This is a genomic window from Acidovorax lacteus (assembly GCF_039540375.1).
In the GTDB taxonomy this organism is placed as follows: Bacteria; Pseudomonadota; Gammaproteobacteria; order Burkholderiales; family Burkholderiaceae_C; genus Acidovorax_G; species Acidovorax_G lacteus.
Genome location: NZ_BAABEX010000029.1, coordinates 189,219 through 205,873, shown reverse-complemented (window position 1 = coordinate 205,873; position 16,655 = coordinate 189,219). Strand labels below are relative to the sequence as shown.

The window sequence follows — 16,655 nt, the reverse complement described above, 5'->3', positions numbered from 1 at the left end:
CGAAGTCCCCCTGCCAACGCAGCGCCCCGGCAGGGAGCGATTGGCATGAGAGTGGCCCTGGGCGTAGGCTACAGCGGAACACGCTACCACGGCTGGCAAAGCCAGCCTTCAGGCAACACCGTACAAGACCAGCTGGAAAAGGCCCTCGGCCGGTTTGCTGCGCAGCCCGTGAGCACGCTGTGCGCAGGCCGCACCGACGCGGGCGTTCACGGGCTCATGCAGGTGGTGCACTTCGACACGCCGCTGAATCGGACAGAAAACTCCTGGGTGCGTGGCACCAACACGTTTTTGCCGCCCGACATAGCCGTTCAGTGGGCGCGTGTCGTTCCAGACGCGTTCCATGCGCGCGCCAGCGCGGTGGCGCGCCGCTACGCGTACGTGCTGCTGCAGTCCCGCGTGCGCCCCAGCGTGGAGGCCGGTCGCGTCGGGTGGGTGTTTCAGCCCTTGGACGAAACGGCCATGCAGCAGGCTGCGGCCACGCTGTTGGGCGAGCATGACTTCACGTCGTTCCGAGCGGCCGCCTGCCAGGCCCATACGCCGGTCAAGACCATGCACCAGATCCGCATCAGCCGCCGCCCGGCCACCCCCATGGGGGACGACGATGCCTGCTACTGGCGTTTTGAGTTCGAAGCCAATGCCTTCCTGCACCACATGATCCGCAACATCATGGGTTGCCTGATCGCCATCGGCCAGGGCAGCCAGCCGGCTGGCTGGATGCGTGAGGTGCTGGCGGCGCGCTCGCGCGACGCGGCAGCCCCCACGTTCGCACCGGACGGCTTGTATTTTCTCGGACCAGTCTACGACGCGCACTGGGGGCTGCCCACCCGGGTGCCTGCGTATGATTGGTTACCATGAGTTCCCCCCCTGCTCTCCACCGCCTCGACGCCCCCGCCACAGCCCCTAGTTCCGCAGGGCAGGCGACACTCCGCACGCGCATCAAAATCTGCGGCCTGACGCGCGAGCAGGATGTGGACGCCGCCGTTGCGGCAGGAGCCGACGCGGTTGGCTTCGTGCTGTACCCACCAAGCCCCCGTGCGGTGACGGCCGAACGGGCCGCGGTGCTCTCGCGCCGTCTGCCGCCGTTTGTCACGCCCGTGCTGCTGTTCGTCAACCCGACCCGAGAGGCGTTGCTGGCGTCGGCACACGCGGTTCCTGGGGCGCTGCTGCAGTTTCATGGGGACGAAACGCCGGAGCAATGCGCAACCTGGGCCCAGGCCGCAGGCTGCGCCTATGTGCGCGCTGCCCGCATTCCCCTGGGCGAGGCGGGCGCCCGCTTCGACCTTCTACAATATGCGGCTAGTTATCCCGAAGCCCAGGCCATCCTGCTCGACGCCCATGTCGACGGTTACGGCGGGGGCGGCAAGGCATTCAATTGGTCACTCCTTCCACCAAGCGTCGACTCTCACCTCGTTTTGTCTGGTGGACTCACGCCTGCAAACGTGACCGATGGCATTGCCACGCTGCGGCCGCGTTGCAAGACGCTGGCCGTTGACGTGAGCTCCGGCGTGGAAGCCGACGATGCCGAGGGGCGTCCCCTCAAAGGCATCAAGGACGCCGACAAGATCCATCGCTTCGTGTCTGCCGTGCGTGCAGCCGATGCCTTTTGTGCCGCAATCCCATGATGAATTACCAGCAGCCTGATGCCGCCGGCCACTTTGGCCCTTATGGCGGCAGTTTCGTGAGCGAAACGCTCACCCACGCGATCCAGCAGTTGCGCGACGCGTATGCGCGTTACCAGCACGACCCGGAGTTTCTGGCGGAATTCCAATACGAACTCAAACACTTCGTCGGCCGTCCATCGCCCGTGTACCACGCAGCCCGCATGAGCCGCGAAATGGGTGGGGCGCAGATCTACCTCAAGCGGGAGGATCTCAACCACACAGGCGCACACAAGATCAACAACGTGATCGGCCAGGCCATGCTTGCCAAGCGCATGGGCAAGCCCCGCGTGATCGCCGAAACGGGCGCCGGCCAGCACGGCGTGGCCACAGCCACCATTTGTGCACGCTATGGCCTGGAGTGCGTCGTGTACATGGGTGCCGAGGATGTCAAGCGCCAGAGCCCCAATGTGTACCGCATGAAGCTGCTGGGCGCGACGGTGGTGCCGGTCGAGTCGGGCAGCAAGACGCTCAAGGATGCACTCAATGAGGCCATGCGCGACTGGGTGGCCAACGTCGACAACACGTTCTACATCATTGGCACTGTGGCAGGCCCACACCCTTATCCGATGATGGTGCGCGATTTCCAGAGTGTGATCGGGCAGGAATGCCTGGAACAGATGCCCGGCATGCTCGCGGCCCAGCAACTGCCCGCAAAGCAGCCCGATGCCGTGCTGGCCTGCGTGGGCGGCGGCAGCAACGCCATGGGCATTTTCTACCCCTACATCCCGCACACCGGCACGCGCCTGATCGGCGTGGAGGCCGCGGGCGAAGGCCTGGACAGCGGCAAGCACTCGGCCTCGCTGCAGCGCGGCAGCGCGGGCGTGCTGCACGGCAACCGCACCTTCATCCTGCAGGATGCCAACGGCCAGATCACCGAAACGCACAGCATCAGCGCGGGGCTGGATTACCCCGGCGTTGGGCCTGAGCATGCGTGGCTGCAGGAAATCGGTCGTGCTGAATACGTGGGTGTGACCGACCAGGAGGCGCTCGACGCCTTCCACTACCTGTGCCGCACCGAAGGCATCATCCCGGCGCTGGAATCCAGCCATGCGATTGCCTACGCCATGAAGCTCGCCAAGACCATGCGCGCCGATCAGTCGATCCTCGTCAATCTGTCGGGGCGCGGCGACAAGGACATCGGCACGGTGGCCGACCTCAGCGGTGCCGACTTCTACTGCCGCCCAAGCTGCCGCAACCAGCCCGTCAAGGGCGGCGAGTTCGTGATCAAGGGGGTGACCGCATGAGCCGCATCGCCTCCACCCTCTCGGCCCTCAAGGCCCAGGGCCGCAAGGCTTTGATTCCGTACGTGACGGCCGGCTTCCCGTTCGCCGACATCACCCCTGCGCTGATGCACGGCATGGTCGAGGCTGGGGCCGACATCATCGAACTCGGCGTGCCGTTTTCGGACCCGATGGCCGATGGTCCGGTCATTCAGCGCGCTGGCGAAAAGGCGCTGACCCTGGGCGTGGGCATGCGCGAAGTGCTGGCCTGTGTTCAAGAGTTTCGTAAGCGCAACCAGAGCACGCCCGTAGTGCTGATGGGCTACGCCAACCCGGTGGAGCGCTACGACCAGGTGCATGGCACCCAGGCGTTTGTGCGCGACGCTGCCGAAGCTGGAGTGGACGGCGTGCTGATCGTGGACTACCCGCCCGAAGAGTGCGCCGACTTCGCCGCCCGCCTGCGCGAGCGCGACATGGACCTGATCTTCCTGCTCGCCCCCACCAGCACCGACGCACGCATGGCCGAGGTGGCCCGCGTGGCCAGCGGCTACGTGTACTACGTCTCGCTCAAGGGTGTGACGGGCTCGGGTGCGCTCGACACCGCCGCGGTCGAGGCCATGCTGCCGCGCATCCGCCAGCATGTGAGCATCCCGGTAGGCGTGGGCTTTGGCATCCGCGACGCCGCAACCGCGCAGGCCATCGGGCGCGTGGCCGACGCAGTGGTCATCGGCAGCCGCATCATCCAGCTGATCGAAGACCAGCCGCACGAGAAAGTCGTCCCGGTGACCGTGGATTTCCTGCGCGGAATCCGCAAGGCACTGGACGCATAATGCTGCCCGGCGCCGCCCCACCCGGGCGGCGGCCGCAGACACAAGGAGAACCCGCATGTCCTGGCTTGAAAAACTCTTGCCCGCCAAAATCCAGCAGACCGACCCGACCGAGCGCCGCCAGGTGCCAGAAGGCCTGTGGATCAAGTGCCCGAGCTGCGAGACGGTGCTCTACAAAAACGACCTGGAGCAGAACCAGAACGTCTGCCCGCAGTGCAGCCACCACCACCGCATTGGCGCGCGTGCGCGGCTCGACGGGTTTCTGGACGCCGAAGGCCGCTACGAGATCGGCCAGGAAGTGCTGCCGGTGGACGCGCTCAAGTTCAAGGACAGCCGCAAGTACCCCGAACGCCTGAAAGAAGCGCTGGAGAGCACGGGTGAAACCGATGCGCTGGTGGTCATGGGCGGTTCGGTCAAGAGCGTGAACGTGGTGGCCGCCTGCTTTGAATTCGACTTCATGGGCGGCAGCATGGGCAGCGTGGTAGGCGAGCGCTTTGTGCGCGGCGTGGAAACCGCCATCGAGCAGAAGGTGCCCTTCATCTGCTTTACTGCCACGGGTGGCGCTCGCATGCAGGAAGGCCTGCTGTCGCTGATGCAGATGGCCAAGACCAACGCCGCCCTCACCCGGCTGGCCAAAAAAGGCCTGCCCTATGTGAGCGTGCTCACCGATCCCACCATGGGCGGTGTGAGCGCGGGCTTCGCTTTCATGGGCGACATCGTGATTGCCGAGCCCAAGGCGCTGATCGGCTTCGCCGGGCCCCGCGTGATCGAATCCACCGTGCGCGTGACCCTGCCCGAGGGCTTCCAGCGCGCTGAATTCCTGCAACAAAAAGGCGCCGTCGATTTCATCTGCGACCGCCGTGAACTGCGCAACACCGTCGCACGCAGCCTGGCCATGCTGCAGCGCCTGCCGGCCGACGCGGTGATCTGATCGGGCGCACTGCCAACAGGGCCCTGCGCTGCTGGGCTCGCGGCAGACCGCACGCTAAAAAAGCACCATCGCTCCAACGCCCTCGCCTGCAGCGAGGGTGCCAAGGGAGTGCGGCGGCGCCCTACGAGGGATGACGGGCGCGCCGGCACCACGCGAATTTGCTATCAAATTTATAGCTGCTCGTGCTTGACTTTCAAGCACGAGCAGCCATTTTGACATCCAAACCCACTGCGAGCCAGTCACCATGCGAGCCTGTCCGTCCAGGCCCGCCGGTGCGGGTGCCAGGGTCAGGCTCAGAAGCCAGCGCCCAGCACGCTCGCCTGCAGATGCCCCAGCACGATCATCAGCACCTGCATCAGCAGCAGCGCTGCCAGGGGCGATAAGTCAATACCACCGACCAGTGGGATGAAGCGCCGAAACGGCTTGAGCACCGGGGCCACCAAGCGCTCGATCACATCGGCCAGCGGGGACTGCGACTGCAGCCAGGAGATGACCGCATACACGATCATGAGCCCGATCATCCCCGACAGCGCCACCCGTGCCATGCCAAACACGGCCAGCCAGGGCAGCCAGGTCCAGCCCCCCACACCCAGACCAATTACCAAAGCCAGCAGCAGATACTGCAGCAATTGCACCAGCAGCGCTGCGACCAGACTGGCCACATCCCAGGCCCCGAGCGGCGGCACCAGCTTGCGCAGCGGCAGAATCACCCAGTCGGTGAGCGCAAAGACGAACTGCCCGATGGGGTTGGCAAATGGAATGCGCTGGCGCTGCATGTACAAACGCAGCAGGCAGGCACCGGTGAGCAAGCCGCCGGCGACATCGAGAAGCAGAGTGAATATCTGTTGAAACATGACTGGCGGCCTGAAGCGCAAGAGAGCTCATGCGATCATAGCGGCCACATCTCTGGGCCCTACCGTGACTGTGCCTTTGACGCTCCAATCCCTTCCGCTGTTTCCGCTGGGTACCGTGCTCTTTCCTGGCGGCGTACTGCCTTTGCGCGTATTCGAGGTGCGTTATCTCGACATGATCCGCCGCTGTCTGAAGGCAGGCGCACCGTTCGGCGTGGTCGCACTGACCCAGGGCCACGAGGTGCGGCAGGCGGGCTCGGCACCCGAGAGCATCGCCTCGGTGGGAACGCTGGCCCAGATCGCCAGCGCCGAAACACCCCAGCCCGGACTGATGCTCGTGCGTGTGGCCGGTGGGCAGCGCTTTCGCATCCAGCGCAGTGAGCAGCTCAAGCACGGGCTGTGGGTGGCGGATGTGGAACTGCTGCCAGCCGACGCATCCGTCGCGGTGCCGCAGGATCTGCAAAACGCCGCCCAAGCGCTCGCCCATCTGTTCAAGAAGCTGGAATCGGCTGAGGCGGCCAGTACTGCCCTTTCGACCGCGCCCCCACAGTGGAGCGATTGCGGCTGGCTTGCCAACCGATGGTGCGAACTGCTGCCCCTGCCCGTGGCCATCAAGCAGCAGTTGCTGGAACTCGATAATCCCCTGCTGCGACTGGAACTGGTCGGCGATGTGCTGACACAGTCGGGCATCTCAGCATGACCCGGGCCGCTTGAACGCCTGGAGAGATCGGTCTTAGCGCGGCCGGTACTCGGGCACCTGCGACTGCAACCACTGGCGCAGGGCGGCTCCATCCGGGGCCGGTCCCGCATTGTCGATCCAGCGGCACACGGCCTCGACATCAACCGACTGCAGCCCTGACACCTTGGCCACCCGCAGTTTCGGGTGCGGCGTCGGCTCCGTCGTTTCGTCGTCGGCCAGCAGTTCTTCAAACAGCTTTTCGCCGGGCCGCAAGCCCGTGAAGCTGATCGGAATCTCCCCCTCCGTCTTGCCCGACAGCCGGATCATCATGCGCGCCAGGTCCACAATCTTGACTGGATCGCCCATGTCCAGCACAAAAATCTGCCGCGACTGCCCCATCAAGCCAGCCTGCAGCACGAGCTGCGCCGCCTCCGGAATGGTCATGAAGTAGCGCACGATGTCCGGATGCGTGACGGTCACAGGACCGCCACGGGCAATCTGCTGCGTGAACAGCGGGACGACAGAGCCGCTCGATCCGAGGACGTTCCCGAAGCGAACGGCCACGTACTGCGTCGTGCCATGCATGCGTGCAACGCCCTGCATGACAAGCTCTGCCAGACGCTTGCTGGCCCCCATCACATTCGTCGGATTGACCGCCTTGTCAGTGGACACCAGAACGAAACGCGACGCACCCACCTGCCCTGCCACACGGGCCGCGTTCAGCGTACCCTCCACGTTGGTGCGCAGAGCCTCCACCTCGTTGAGGTCTTCCATCAAGGGCACATGCTTGTAGGCCGCTGCATGGAACACCACCTTTGGGAGATGCGCCTGCGCAATGGCCAGCAACCGCTGCGGCTCACGCACGTTGGCGGTGTAGTACAGCCCCCGCATCTGCGGGTGGGCTGCGCGCAATTCCTGCTCCAACTGGTAGACCGCGTACTCTGAAACATCCAGGCACACCAGTTTTGCAACGCCAAAGCGGGCGACCTGCCGGCACAGTTCGGAGCCTATGGACCCCCCAGCACCGGTGATGAGTACCGTCTGCCCGGCGAGCAACTGCGAAAGACCTTTTTCGTCCAATGCCACAGGAGCACGGCCTAGCAGATCGTCCAGCTCCAGCTTGCGCAGGGTTCCTGCCTCCGCCCTGAGCCATTCATCCGGGCGAGGCATGGTAAGCAAGGGCAAACCTGCTTCGCTAGCGCCCACCAAAGCCTCGCGTCGTGCAACTGAACCGGGCGCACTGACCACCAAGGCGGCCGAAGCTTCAGTCTCACGCGCGATACGGGCTAACTCGTCCAGTGCACCCAGCACTTCGACCGTCTGTAGCGAGCGCCCACGCTCCACTGCGAGTGGACTCACGATACCCACCACCGACCACTGGTGAGCGCTGCGCAAAGCGGGCAATGCGATGGCAGCATCCTGGACAGACCCCACGAGCAATAGCGGCTTGCCCTGCGCTGCGCTCTGAGTACCCCCACTCAACAGCAGTCGTGCAAGTATCCGCACGGCCCCAAGCGCCAGCAGCACCAGCATGGGATGCAAGAGCAGCACCGATCGCGGGAAATTTGGCACGCGCAGCATGAGAACGGTAGCGGCAACGAGCAAACCACCCATGGCAACACCAAAGACCAAGCGAATCAGCTCCGCTACGCTGGTGTAGCGCCAGATGTGGCGATACACGCGCCAGCCAAGCAGACTGAAGAAGTAGGCCAGCAGTGGTACCGGTAGGGCGTGCACCATCATCGCCTGAAAATCATCGGGCATGTCGAGGTTAAAACGCAGCCAGAAGGCGAGCCACCAGGCGGTGGCGAGCAGAGCCAAGTCGATCAGCGCGGCGAGAAGGGCCTGCCTAGACCAGTGCACGGTTCACCTCGTCCTTCTCCAACACCAAGCGCAGGTGGGCGATCACCCGGTCCTGCTGCTCAGGACTTAGGTTGGAGCCCGAGGGCAGGCAGATGCCGGTCTCGAACAGTTGGCGCGAGACATCGTGGCCGAGTGCGTGCTCGAAGTAGGGAGCCGCAGCGAACAGGGGCTGCAGGTGCATGGGCTTCCATACGGGACGTGCCTCTATCTGGTGCCGCTCCATAGAGCGCATAAGCGCATTGCAGCGTTGGCTGGCGCGCGGGCCGACCAGGGTGAAGCAGGTCAGCCAGCGGGTCGCGTGGTGGCCTTCGGGTTCGGGCATCCAGCGAACGGCGGGCAGGTCGGCCAGGGCGTCGCGATAACGCTCGAACACCGCGCGGCGCTGGATCACGCGCTGCTGCAGCACGCGCAGCTGGCCGCGTCCGATGCCGGCCAGCACATTGCTCATGCGGTAGTTGTAGCCCACCTCGGTGTGCTCGTAGTGGCGCGCCGGTTCGCGCGCCTGGGTTGAGAGGTGGCGTGCCCGCGCTACCAGCGTGGGGTCGTTGGCCACCAGCATGCCGCCGCCCGAGGTGGTGATGATCTTGTTGCCGTTGAAAGAATAGACCGCCAGGTGGCCGAAGCTGCCGCTAGCACGCCCCTTGTAGCGGGCGCCCAGCGACTCGGCCGCGTCTTCCAGCACCGGCACTCCGTAGTGCTCGCAGATTGGCAGCAGCGCGTCCATGTCAGCGCTCTGGCCGTACAGGTTGACGATGATCACGCAACGCGGCAGTCGGCCCTGGGCCTGGGCCCAGGCGAAGGCGCGTTCCAGGGCGGCCGGCGACATATTCCAGGTCGCGGGCTCGGAATCGATGAAGACCGGCCGTGCGCCGCAGTACAGGATGGGGTTACAACTGCCCACGAAGGTCAGCGAGGAACAGAACACCGTGTCACCGGGCTGCACGCCCAGCAGTTGCAGCCCCAGGTGGATGGCGGCGGTACCCGAGCTCAGGGCTGCCGCATGGCCCACACCCACCTCCGCCGCAACCTCGCGCTCGAAAGCGTCCACGTGCGGGCCCAGTGGCGCGATCCAGTTGGTGCGAAAGGCCTCTTCGACGAAGGCGGTCTCTTCCTCGCCCAGGTGGGGCGAGGACAGCCAGATGCGCTGCGTGAGTTCGCGCCGGAACACCAGGTCAACCGGCCGCTGCGTAGCGTCGAGCACAGGGATATGGTCGATCTGGTGCTGGTCCATCAATGCAAGCACGGCGGCAGCGGTTGCGTCTTCGTACACCACGTGAGGGGGGTGACCCGGCAGCTGGCTAACGGGGACGCTGTCGGGCAGACCCTGCAGGCGGGCGCGGCGCAGGTCACCGTCGGTGACGGTGCGCAGCAGCCGGCCTTCGGGATCGACCACCAGCAGCAGCCCACGCCCGGTGCCGTCCAAGCGCCGCAGCGCCTCGTGCAAGGGCTGTTCGGGAGCCACCATCAGGGCCTGGAAATCGGTGGGGTTCATGCCTTCCTCCTGGCCGGCACACCCACCCAGGAGCCCGGCAAATCGATGTTGTCGCAAACCACGGCGCCCGCACCGACGACGGCGCCGGCGGCCACCGAGCGGCCCGGCAGCACCACGGCGCCTGCACCAATCAGAACGCCAGGACCAATTTGCACGTCGCCGCCGAGCACTGCACCGGGCGCGATGTGGGCGAAGTCGCCGATTCGGCAGTCGTGGTCAACCACGGCGCCGTGGTTGACGATGACGCCCAGGCCCAGCCGCGCGCCCGGCGCCACCACGGCCTGTGCCGCGACGAAGCAACCCGCGCCCAGTTGCGCGAAGGGTGACACACAGGCCGCGGGGTGGCAGACTGTGTGCAACCGCTGCAGGCCCAGCGCCAGGCTCTCGCGTTCGCGGGCGGCGTTGTGGCCAATGGCTACGTGCAGTGCCGTGGCCTGTGCGGGGGTCGGGGCGTCTGGCCGATGGAGCGGGATGCCCGGAAGCAGCTCGCCCTGGCACAGAGCCGGGTTGCGGTCCGACGCCAGCAGGCCGGTGGCGCCCGCAGCCCGTGCGGCGTCCGCCACCACCCGGCCGTGGCCACCGGCGCCGAAGATCAGCAGGGCATCAGTAGGCATTGCATTTCTCCAGCACATCGGCCGAGAGCGGCAGCTCGCGCAGCAGGCGCACGATGCGCGCAGCGCTCTGGCCATCGCCATAGCGGTTGTCGGGCGGGTGGTGTCCGTGGTCCAGCGCCTGCTTCAGTGCGGTCGCGATGGCGTTCGCCTCCACCGGCACATCGGTGGTGTTGGGGTTGCGCTCGCGCAGGCGCTGGCGGTCGCCGACGTTGACCACCGGGGTGCCGAAGCTCGCCGCTTCGATGATGCCCGACGAGGAATTGCCCAGCATCACCGCGGCGTGGCGCATGGCCTGCGAGAACAGCGGTCGTCCGAGGTGAGCAATGCGCCGCGAGCCGGCGGGCAAGGGGTGTTCGTCGAGCGCTTGCAGCACGCCATGGGCGCCGGCATCGGCATTGGGTTCGAGCCATAGCACCGGCAGCGCCAGCCGTTGCACGGCGTCCAGCAGGGCCAGGGTCTGGTCGCGGGCCTGGGCCGCCTGCTGCACCACCGGGTGGAACACCACCAGCACAAAGGCCCGGCCGGCCGGCAGGCCCAGCGCCTGCAGGGCGTCCGCGCGTTCGCCTGCGGCCAGTGCGGTCAGACCGTCAAGCCCGGGGGCGCCGACCACATGGATGCGTTCGGGCGCTTCGCCCATGCGGATCAGCCGTTCGCGCGAGCCTTCGGTGGCCACCAGGTGGTGGTTGCAGAGCTTGCTGATGGCGTGGCGCACCGGTTCGTCCACCGTGCCCGAGCGTTCACCGCCGTGCAGGTGCACCGTGGGCACACCCTGGTTCAACGCGGCCAGAGCGCCGGCCAGCATCTCGCCGCGGTCGCCCAGCAGCAAAAGCAGGTCCGGGCGTTCGGCTTCCAGCCAGATGCTTATGTGCTGCAGGCAAGTCGCAATCGCCTGCGACATGCTGGCGGGGGTGCGGGTCAGCACATCCACCGGTATCTCAGCCGCCACCGTCAGGCCCGCGGCTCGGATTTCGTCCACCGTGTGGCCGTGGGCGGCGCTGAGGTGGGTGCCGGTGGCGATCACGGACAGCGCCAGCGCCGGGTCGGTGTGGATGCGCCGCAGGGTTTCGCACATCAGGCCGAAGTCGGCGCGCGTACCGCTGAGGTAGGCGATGCGGCGCACCGCGCTCATGCACCGCTCTCCGGTTCCAGGTCGGACCACTGCAGCACGGTGCCGGCTGTCACCGCGTGGCGCAAGCGGCGTCCGGGCAGTGCATCCAGATCGCGCGGCGCGATGCCGGTGCCCGGGCGGCGGCAGGCCAGCTGCGTTGCCTGCAGCGTGGCCCCGGCGGGCAGGTCGGCCTGCACCACCACGCTGCGGCGTGCTACGCGGGCGGTGTCGCGTTCTTCGGGGCGCGGCGCCTTGATGCCATCGCCCCGCATGGCCTCCACGCGGCGGATGCCCTGCACCATCTGCACGAAGCCGGCGGGGTCGAGCGAGGCGGCATGGTCGGGGCCGGGCAGGCCGCAGTCGAGCGTAAGGTGTTTTTCGATCACGGTGGCGCCCAGGGCCACGGCGGCCAGCGCCGCTTCGATGCCCAGGCTGTGGTCGGAGTAGCCGATGGGCACGCCCAGCACATCGGCCATGTGCTGCATGGCGCGCAGGTTGAGGGCGGCGTCCTCGGCCGGGTAGGCCGAGGTGCAGTGCAGCACGGTCACCTCATCCAGATGGCCGCGCGCGGCGCGCACCCAGGCCAGTGCCTCAGCGGTCTCATCGAGTGTGGCCATGCCGGTGGACAACAACAGCGGCAGTTGCGTAGCTGCGGCGTGTTCCACCAACTGGCGGTGGGTGAGCTCGCCAGACGACAGCTTGAGCCGGCGCACACCCAGGCGCAGCAGCAGGTCCACCGCGGGAACCGAGAACGGCGTTGAGAAGAACTCGATGCCGATGCGCCCGCAGTGGTCGCGGATCTGTTCGTGCTGGACCTCGCTGAGCTCCAGTTTTTCCAGCATGGCGAACTGGTCCTGTTCGTCGGTCTGGCGCGACTGGTACTCGGCCATCGGCGCGCCGGGCACCACCAAATCGGCGGCGCGGAAGGTCTGGAACTTCACCGCGTCGGCGCCTGCGGCCCGGGCCACATCGCACAGCGCGAAGGCCTTGGACAGATCGCCGTTGTGGTTGACGCCAGCCTCTGCGATTACAAAAACTTTCGGCACTCGATCTCCGCTGATAGGGTAGCAACGGTCATCGTAGGCACATCAGCACCTGTAACTTGTAACCCAACTTACGGTGATGGAGCACTTCCGGCGTGAGGAAATCCAGCCTAGGCTGCGGCTGGAACGAGCCCTGATAGGGATGCTCATAGCCTAGGAAGTTCATGAGCGGCTTCAGCTCGTCGATCACGGATTCGACCGCCACGATCTCATAGCCCGCGCGCTCGGCTGTCCGGCCAATGGTGACCTCGCCATACAGGTTCACATGCTCTAAGCCATCGAATACGTTGCACTGCTCGCGCATGATGCGCGCGGCCAGCGAGTCGGCGCTGGGGATCTGCATGAATACCAGGCCTCCAGGTGCTAGCAGGCCCGCCAGCATGCGCAAGTAACCCACCCCGTCCTTGATGTGTTCGAAAACATCCCACAGGCTGATCAAGGCAAAGCGGCGGTCCACGGGCAGATCGGCGATCTCGCAGTTCCAAACCTGATGGTCCTTGCCTTGTGCGATCACAACCTCCTGTTCGTTAAGCTCAATGCCAAAGGTTTTCCAGCCGCGTTCGCGGGCGACGTCCAGGAATAAACCGCCCGAGCAACCGATGTCCAGCACATCACCGGTGCCGACATAACGCTGTACCAAGTCCAAACCTACACCGTAGATGCGGCGATAGAAGGCCGCCTCCGATTCGTGCGCTATCGCCTGCGCAGCGTTATTGTGGCGGTAGTAGTCGGCTAGCGCCGCATCCGTGAACACCGGGTTGAGGAATACCATCGCGCAGTCGCCACAGCGCATGTACTGCCCGCCGTTCTTGATGAACAGCCGCTGCTGCGCAGTGCCGCCACAGACCGGGCACGCGCGTTGCTCCAACCGGTCGGCGCGAAGCAGTCCGGTGAGCGGATCCACGAAGGAATTGCGATAGCGGTCGATGGCCTCGTACATCTGCTGGCGCTGCTGGTGCAGCGAGGCGGCATTCTCTGTGTCCAGACGGGTCATGGCGGGTCCTTTCGTGTTTGCGTCGTTTCGGGGCACAGACGGGCCTACCAGGCGCTCCAGCCACCATCGACCAGCAGGTGCTGGCCAGTGGTGTAGCGCGCCCAGCCGCTCGCAAGATGTAGCACTGCCCCAACAATGTCGTCCTCGGTGCCCATGCGGCCCAGAGGTGTGCGCCGCTCGTAGCGCCGCACGAACGATTCTGGCTGGCCGCGCAGGATGCCGCCGGGCGACACCGCGTTGACCCGTACCGCCGGCGCCAGCGTGGTCGCAAGCCAGCGCGTGAGCTGGATCACTCCCCCCTTGGAAGCGCCATAGGCGGCCGGGTTGCTCATCGTGGTGCCTTCGTAGAGGCTCCAGTCCGGACCGAGCGCACCATAGATCGAGCCGATGTTGACGATGGCGCCACCCTCCGGCGCGCGCGCCAGCGCAGGCGCCAGGCCTTGGCACAGGTGGAAGACCGCAGTCAGGTTGACCTCCAGCGCACGGCGGAACGTGTCCACACTCTGCTGCCCCAAGGGAACCGCCCATCCGCGCAGGCCGGAAGTGCCCACAAACGCGGCGTTGTTGACCAGTGCCGACAGCGGCGCCGGCTCAGCGAACTGAGCGTCGATCAGGCGTTGGCGCGCGGCCTGGTCCTCGAGATCGCACTCGATAATCTGCGGTGCGCGGCCACCGGTCGTCACCAGCGCCGCATGCACTGGCGCCCAGTCGCTGCCGGGCCGATCGATCAGCAGAAGTTGCGCGTCCAGCTCGGCAAAGCCACGGGCCAGACACCTGCCGATGCCACCGGCGGCGCCGGTGATCAGCACACGCCCACCATCAAACCGCAACGCGTCGATCCAACTCATGAAGCTACCTCCAGGCGCCGATGCATCAGGTACTCGGCCCACTCGAAATCCTCAAGGGTGTCGATGTCCACACAGTGGCTGCGCGGCAACTCGACGGCCGCCACACGCCCGTCGAATAGGCGCATGGCCTGCAGCACATAGGCCGGCCGTGCCACGTAGGCGACGGTCGCCATATCGAACACAGCAGGCGCATCCTGTCGCCGCGAAACGCCAGCTGGCAGAGGCGTGACGACCTGCACTAGACCGTCTGTGCCGCGAGTGACCATGTTGAAGTAGGGATTACGGTGCGCCTCGCTCACCGTGACCACCACGTCGGCATCGCCCGCAGCGAAGCGGTTCAGGCATTGCGCGAGGTCCTGTGGCGTGCGCAGCGGCGCTGTCGCTGGCACCGATAGCATCGCATAAGGGAGGTCACCCTCGTCCGCCTGCAGCCAGCGCAGCGCGTGCTGCCAGGCCAGCCATTCGGGTGCGGCATCAAGGGCCAGTTCGACCGGCCGCATGAACGGAACCTCAGCACCATGCTCACGCGCGACGGCGGCAATCTCAACGTCATCGGTGGAAACGATCACACGGCGGATGCCTGGGCACGCCTTTGCATGGCCGATGGACCAGGCCAGCAGGGGCTTGCCGCACAGCGGGCGGATGTTCTTGCCCGGTAGCCCCTTGGAGCCACCCCGGGCGAAGATGAAAGCGACCGCATCGCCACTCATGGCGCAGCCTCCACCGGCACCCGCTGTCCACCGAGCATCGAGGAGTGGCGCACGGCCTCGACCACACGTAGCACCCTAACGCCTTCGGCCAGCGTGACCGCGGGCGCCCCTTGGCCGGCACACGCTGTGACAAACCCAGCCCATTGCGCCGCGTAGGTGGCGTCGCGTCCGCCCGGTTCCGTCGGCAACAGATCCCAGTCGGCCGACCCAGCCAGGCGCGCCTGCAGGCGGCCTGCCAGTGCGTCCCACTGGAGGCTACCCGCGTCGCCAATCAACGTGCAGCGCCGCGTGGCGTCATGCCGCACGAAATCCATCTGCAGCGCAGCGACACAGCCGTCCGTACCGGCAAAGCCCAGCGTGAGCAGCGCGCTGTCTTCAACATCGATGTCCCATCCGCCCTGGCACATCAGGTGTGCCGAAACCCACGCCACCGGGCCCAGCAGCCATTGCAGGTAATCGATCTCATGGCTCAGTTCCAGCAGCACGCCGCCGCCAAGTGCCCGCCGGGCCGACACGCTGCGCAACGGATCGGCACCATGCCGCCAGGTGGCCAGGTGTTGGCCCACCTCGGCCCGCACCGAATGGACGCGCCCCAGACGACGCGCGCCACACCAGGCGCGCATCTGCTGCAGGCCCGGTGAATGGCGCAGGTTATAGCCCACCTGGACCACATGCCCGCAGACCTGCGCCAGCGCTGCCAGATCCGCCGTACCGTCCAACGCAGCGGCCAGCGGTTTTTCAATCAGCACATGAGCTCCGGCACGCAACCAAGCCATCGCCGATTCAACATGCCCGACAGCCGCATTGGCCACCACCACGGCCTCAGGGCGGAATGCCTGCGCCTGCGCCATGGACCGGAACACAGGCACGCCGCTCTCGCCGGGGTGCAACTGGCTGCCATGCTCGCTCAGGGCCGCCAGTTCGATGGTAGCGTCAGCGGCGCGGATCACGCGCAGGTGACGCCGCCCGATGCTGCCAAGGCCATGCACCAGCACGCGCTTCATGCGGCGGCTCCGAGGGACGATGCTGGCGGCCAACTGGCCATGGTTTGCCCGGCCGCGACGATCTGCTGGCGGGCGCGCGCCAGCCCGTCACCGATGAAGTTGAACAGGTGCGCCGTGGCGGCGGCGTCCACCCGAGCGTCGGCAAGACCGGCCAGCAGGTGCAACGCGTTGCCCACGCCGCCGGCTAGGATGATCGGCACGCTGCAATGCGGGGCGACAAGGTCGAGAAGGCCCATGTCATAGCCCTGCCCGGTGCCGTCGCGGTCCATCGAATTGAGATAGAGCTCACCTATATGCGGTTTGCGCAACCATGCCATCGCATCCAGTGCGCTGCCAGGCAAGGCCCGCATACCTCTATCGACCCATGCGCGTGGCTGACCGTCGGCATCGCGACGCAAGTCGACTGCACCGACGACACACTGCTGACCAAAGTCCTCGGCCAGCTCAACGGCCAGGTCGGGCTGCTCGTGCAGCGCGGTGTTAATTACCACCTTGTCGGCGCCGCTGCGCAGCAGCTGCCGCGCATGCTCCAGGCTGCGAACACCCCCACCGGCTGCGATCGGGACGAAGCAGCCCTCAGTCAGGGCCTTAAGCGTGTCGCAGAAGCGGACCGGGTCGCGCACGCCGCGGGTCACGTCCAACACAATCAGCTCGTCGATGTGGAAGGCGATGCGCGAGAAGTCATAGTGCCGCTGCAGCCAACGCAGGTCGCCCACCTTCTGAAGCCGGAAGTTGCGGCTGAGCATGAACGAGCCACCGTCGTATAGGAGCGTGAAAACCAGGCGCTTCTTGAGCATGTCGGAAAGCGCC

Annotated in this window: 17 protein-coding genes; 6 read left to right on the top strand and 11 right to left on the bottom strand. The window is 66.2% G+C overall.

Annotation, left to right across the window (positions count from 1 at the left end; all coding sequences use genetic code 11):
* Positions 1-45 precede the first annotated feature (45 nt).
* From truA to accD, 5 genes are read left to right on the top strand one after another with little or no spacing between them, the layout of a single operon-like run.
* On the top strand, positions 46-855 hold the full coding sequence (gene truA / locus ABD866_RS13775) for a tRNA pseudouridine(38-40) synthase TruA (protein ID WP_345066227.1): 810 nt from the start codon (positions 46-48) through the stop codon (positions 853-855).
* Positions 852-1,622, top strand: a complete 771-nt coding sequence (locus ABD866_RS13770) for a phosphoribosylanthranilate isomerase (protein WP_345066224.1) — start codon at positions 852-854, stop codon at positions 1,620-1,622. Before truA ends, ABD866_RS13770 begins: the two co-directional genes overlap by 4 nt.
* Positions 1,619-2,905, top strand: a complete 1,287-nt coding sequence (gene trpB, locus ABD866_RS13765) for a tryptophan synthase subunit beta (RefSeq protein WP_345066221.1) — start codon at positions 1,619-1,621, stop codon at positions 2,903-2,905. Before ABD866_RS13770 ends, trpB begins: the two co-directional genes overlap by 4 nt.
* The gene (trpA, locus tag ABD866_RS13760; RefSeq protein WP_345066218.1) at positions 2,902-3,711 is read left to right on the top strand and encodes a tryptophan synthase subunit alpha; all 810 of its coding nucleotides are present in this window, start codon (positions 2,902-2,904) and stop codon (positions 3,709-3,711) included. Before trpB ends, trpA begins: the two co-directional genes overlap by 4 nt.
* Before the next feature lie 55 nt (positions 3,712-3,766).
* Positions 3,767-4,639: an acetyl-CoA carboxylase, carboxyltransferase subunit beta gene (gene accD, locus ABD866_RS13755; RefSeq protein ID WP_345066215.1), complete on the top strand. Its 873-nt coding sequence runs from the start codon at positions 3,767-3,769 to the stop codon at positions 4,637-4,639.
* A gap of 293 nt (positions 4,640-4,932) precedes the next feature.
* On the opposite strand, the gene ABD866_RS13750 is transcribed toward accD, so the two are convergent.
* A complete protein-coding gene (locus ABD866_RS13750) occupies positions 4,933-5,493 on the bottom strand; it encodes a YggT family protein (protein ID WP_345066212.1) in 561 nt (186 codons plus the stop codon).
* Positions 5,494-5,557: 64 nt separating this feature from the next.
* Between ABD866_RS13750 and ABD866_RS13745 the strand changes: the two genes are divergently transcribed.
* The gene (locus tag ABD866_RS13745) at positions 5,558-6,190 is read left to right on the top strand and encodes an LON peptidase substrate-binding domain-containing protein (protein WP_345066209.1); all 633 of its coding nucleotides are present in this window, start codon (positions 5,558-5,560) and stop codon (positions 6,188-6,190) included.
* Between the two features lie 33 nt (positions 6,191-6,223).
* Here the strand turns inward: ABD866_RS13745 and ABD866_RS13740 are convergent, their stop codons facing one another.
* Genes ABD866_RS13740 through ABD866_RS13695 form a run of 10 tightly spaced genes read right to left on the bottom strand, consistent with a single transcriptional unit; the run spans position 6,224 to position 16,642 of the window.
* Positions 6,224-7,990 carry a polysaccharide biosynthesis protein gene (locus ABD866_RS13740; protein ID WP_345066206.1) on the bottom strand — a complete coding sequence of 589 codons (1,767 nt, stop codon included), beginning with the start codon at positions 7,988-7,990 and terminating at the stop codon, positions 6,224-6,226.
* Positions 7,991-8,018: 28 nt separating this feature from the next.
* Positions 8,019-9,524: a DegT/DnrJ/EryC1/StrS family aminotransferase gene (locus ABD866_RS13735; RefSeq protein ID WP_345066203.1), complete on the bottom strand. Its 1,506-nt coding sequence runs from the start codon at positions 9,522-9,524 to the stop codon at positions 8,019-8,021.
* Positions 9,521-10,138: an acetyltransferase gene (locus ABD866_RS13730; RefSeq protein WP_345066202.1), complete on the bottom strand. Its 618-nt coding sequence runs from the start codon at positions 10,136-10,138 to the stop codon at positions 9,521-9,523. The genes ABD866_RS13735 and ABD866_RS13730 overlap by 4 nt, the downstream gene beginning before the upstream one ends.
* Entirely contained in the window at positions 10,128-11,267 is a 1,140-nt protein-coding gene (gene neuC / locus ABD866_RS13725) for a UDP-N-acetylglucosamine 2-epimerase (protein WP_345066200.1), read from the bottom strand. Before neuC ends, ABD866_RS13730 begins: the two co-directional genes overlap by 11 nt.
* Positions 11,264-12,292, bottom strand: a complete 1,029-nt coding sequence (neuB, locus tag ABD866_RS13720) for an N-acetylneuraminate synthase (protein ID WP_345066198.1) — start codon at positions 12,290-12,292, stop codon at positions 11,264-11,266. Before neuB ends, neuC begins: the two co-directional genes overlap by 4 nt.
* Positions 12,293-12,320: 28 nt before the next feature.
* Positions 12,321-13,283, bottom strand: a complete 963-nt coding sequence (locus ABD866_RS13715; protein WP_345066196.1) for a class I SAM-dependent methyltransferase — start codon at positions 13,281-13,283, stop codon at positions 12,321-12,323.
* 44 nt (positions 13,284-13,327) lie between these two features.
* Positions 13,328-14,131, bottom strand: a complete 804-nt coding sequence (locus ABD866_RS13710; RefSeq protein WP_345066193.1) for an SDR family oxidoreductase — start codon at positions 14,129-14,131, stop codon at positions 13,328-13,330.
* Entirely contained in the window at positions 14,128-14,841 is a 714-nt protein-coding gene (locus ABD866_RS13705) for an acylneuraminate cytidylyltransferase family protein (RefSeq protein ID WP_345066190.1), read from the bottom strand. The genes ABD866_RS13710 and ABD866_RS13705 overlap by 4 nt, the downstream gene beginning before the upstream one ends.
* Positions 14,838-15,845 (bottom strand): Gfo/Idh/MocA family protein, encoded by a 1,008-nt coding sequence (locus ABD866_RS13700; protein ID WP_345066187.1) that lies wholly within the window; start codon positions 15,843-15,845, stop codon positions 14,838-14,840. The genes ABD866_RS13705 and ABD866_RS13700 overlap by 4 nt, the downstream gene beginning before the upstream one ends.
* On the bottom strand, positions 15,842-16,642 hold the full coding sequence (locus ABD866_RS13695) for a HisA/HisF-related TIM barrel protein (RefSeq protein WP_345066184.1): 801 nt from the start codon (positions 16,640-16,642) through the stop codon (positions 15,842-15,844). Before ABD866_RS13695 ends, ABD866_RS13700 begins: the two co-directional genes overlap by 4 nt.
* Positions 16,643-16,655 lie beyond the last annotated feature (13 nt).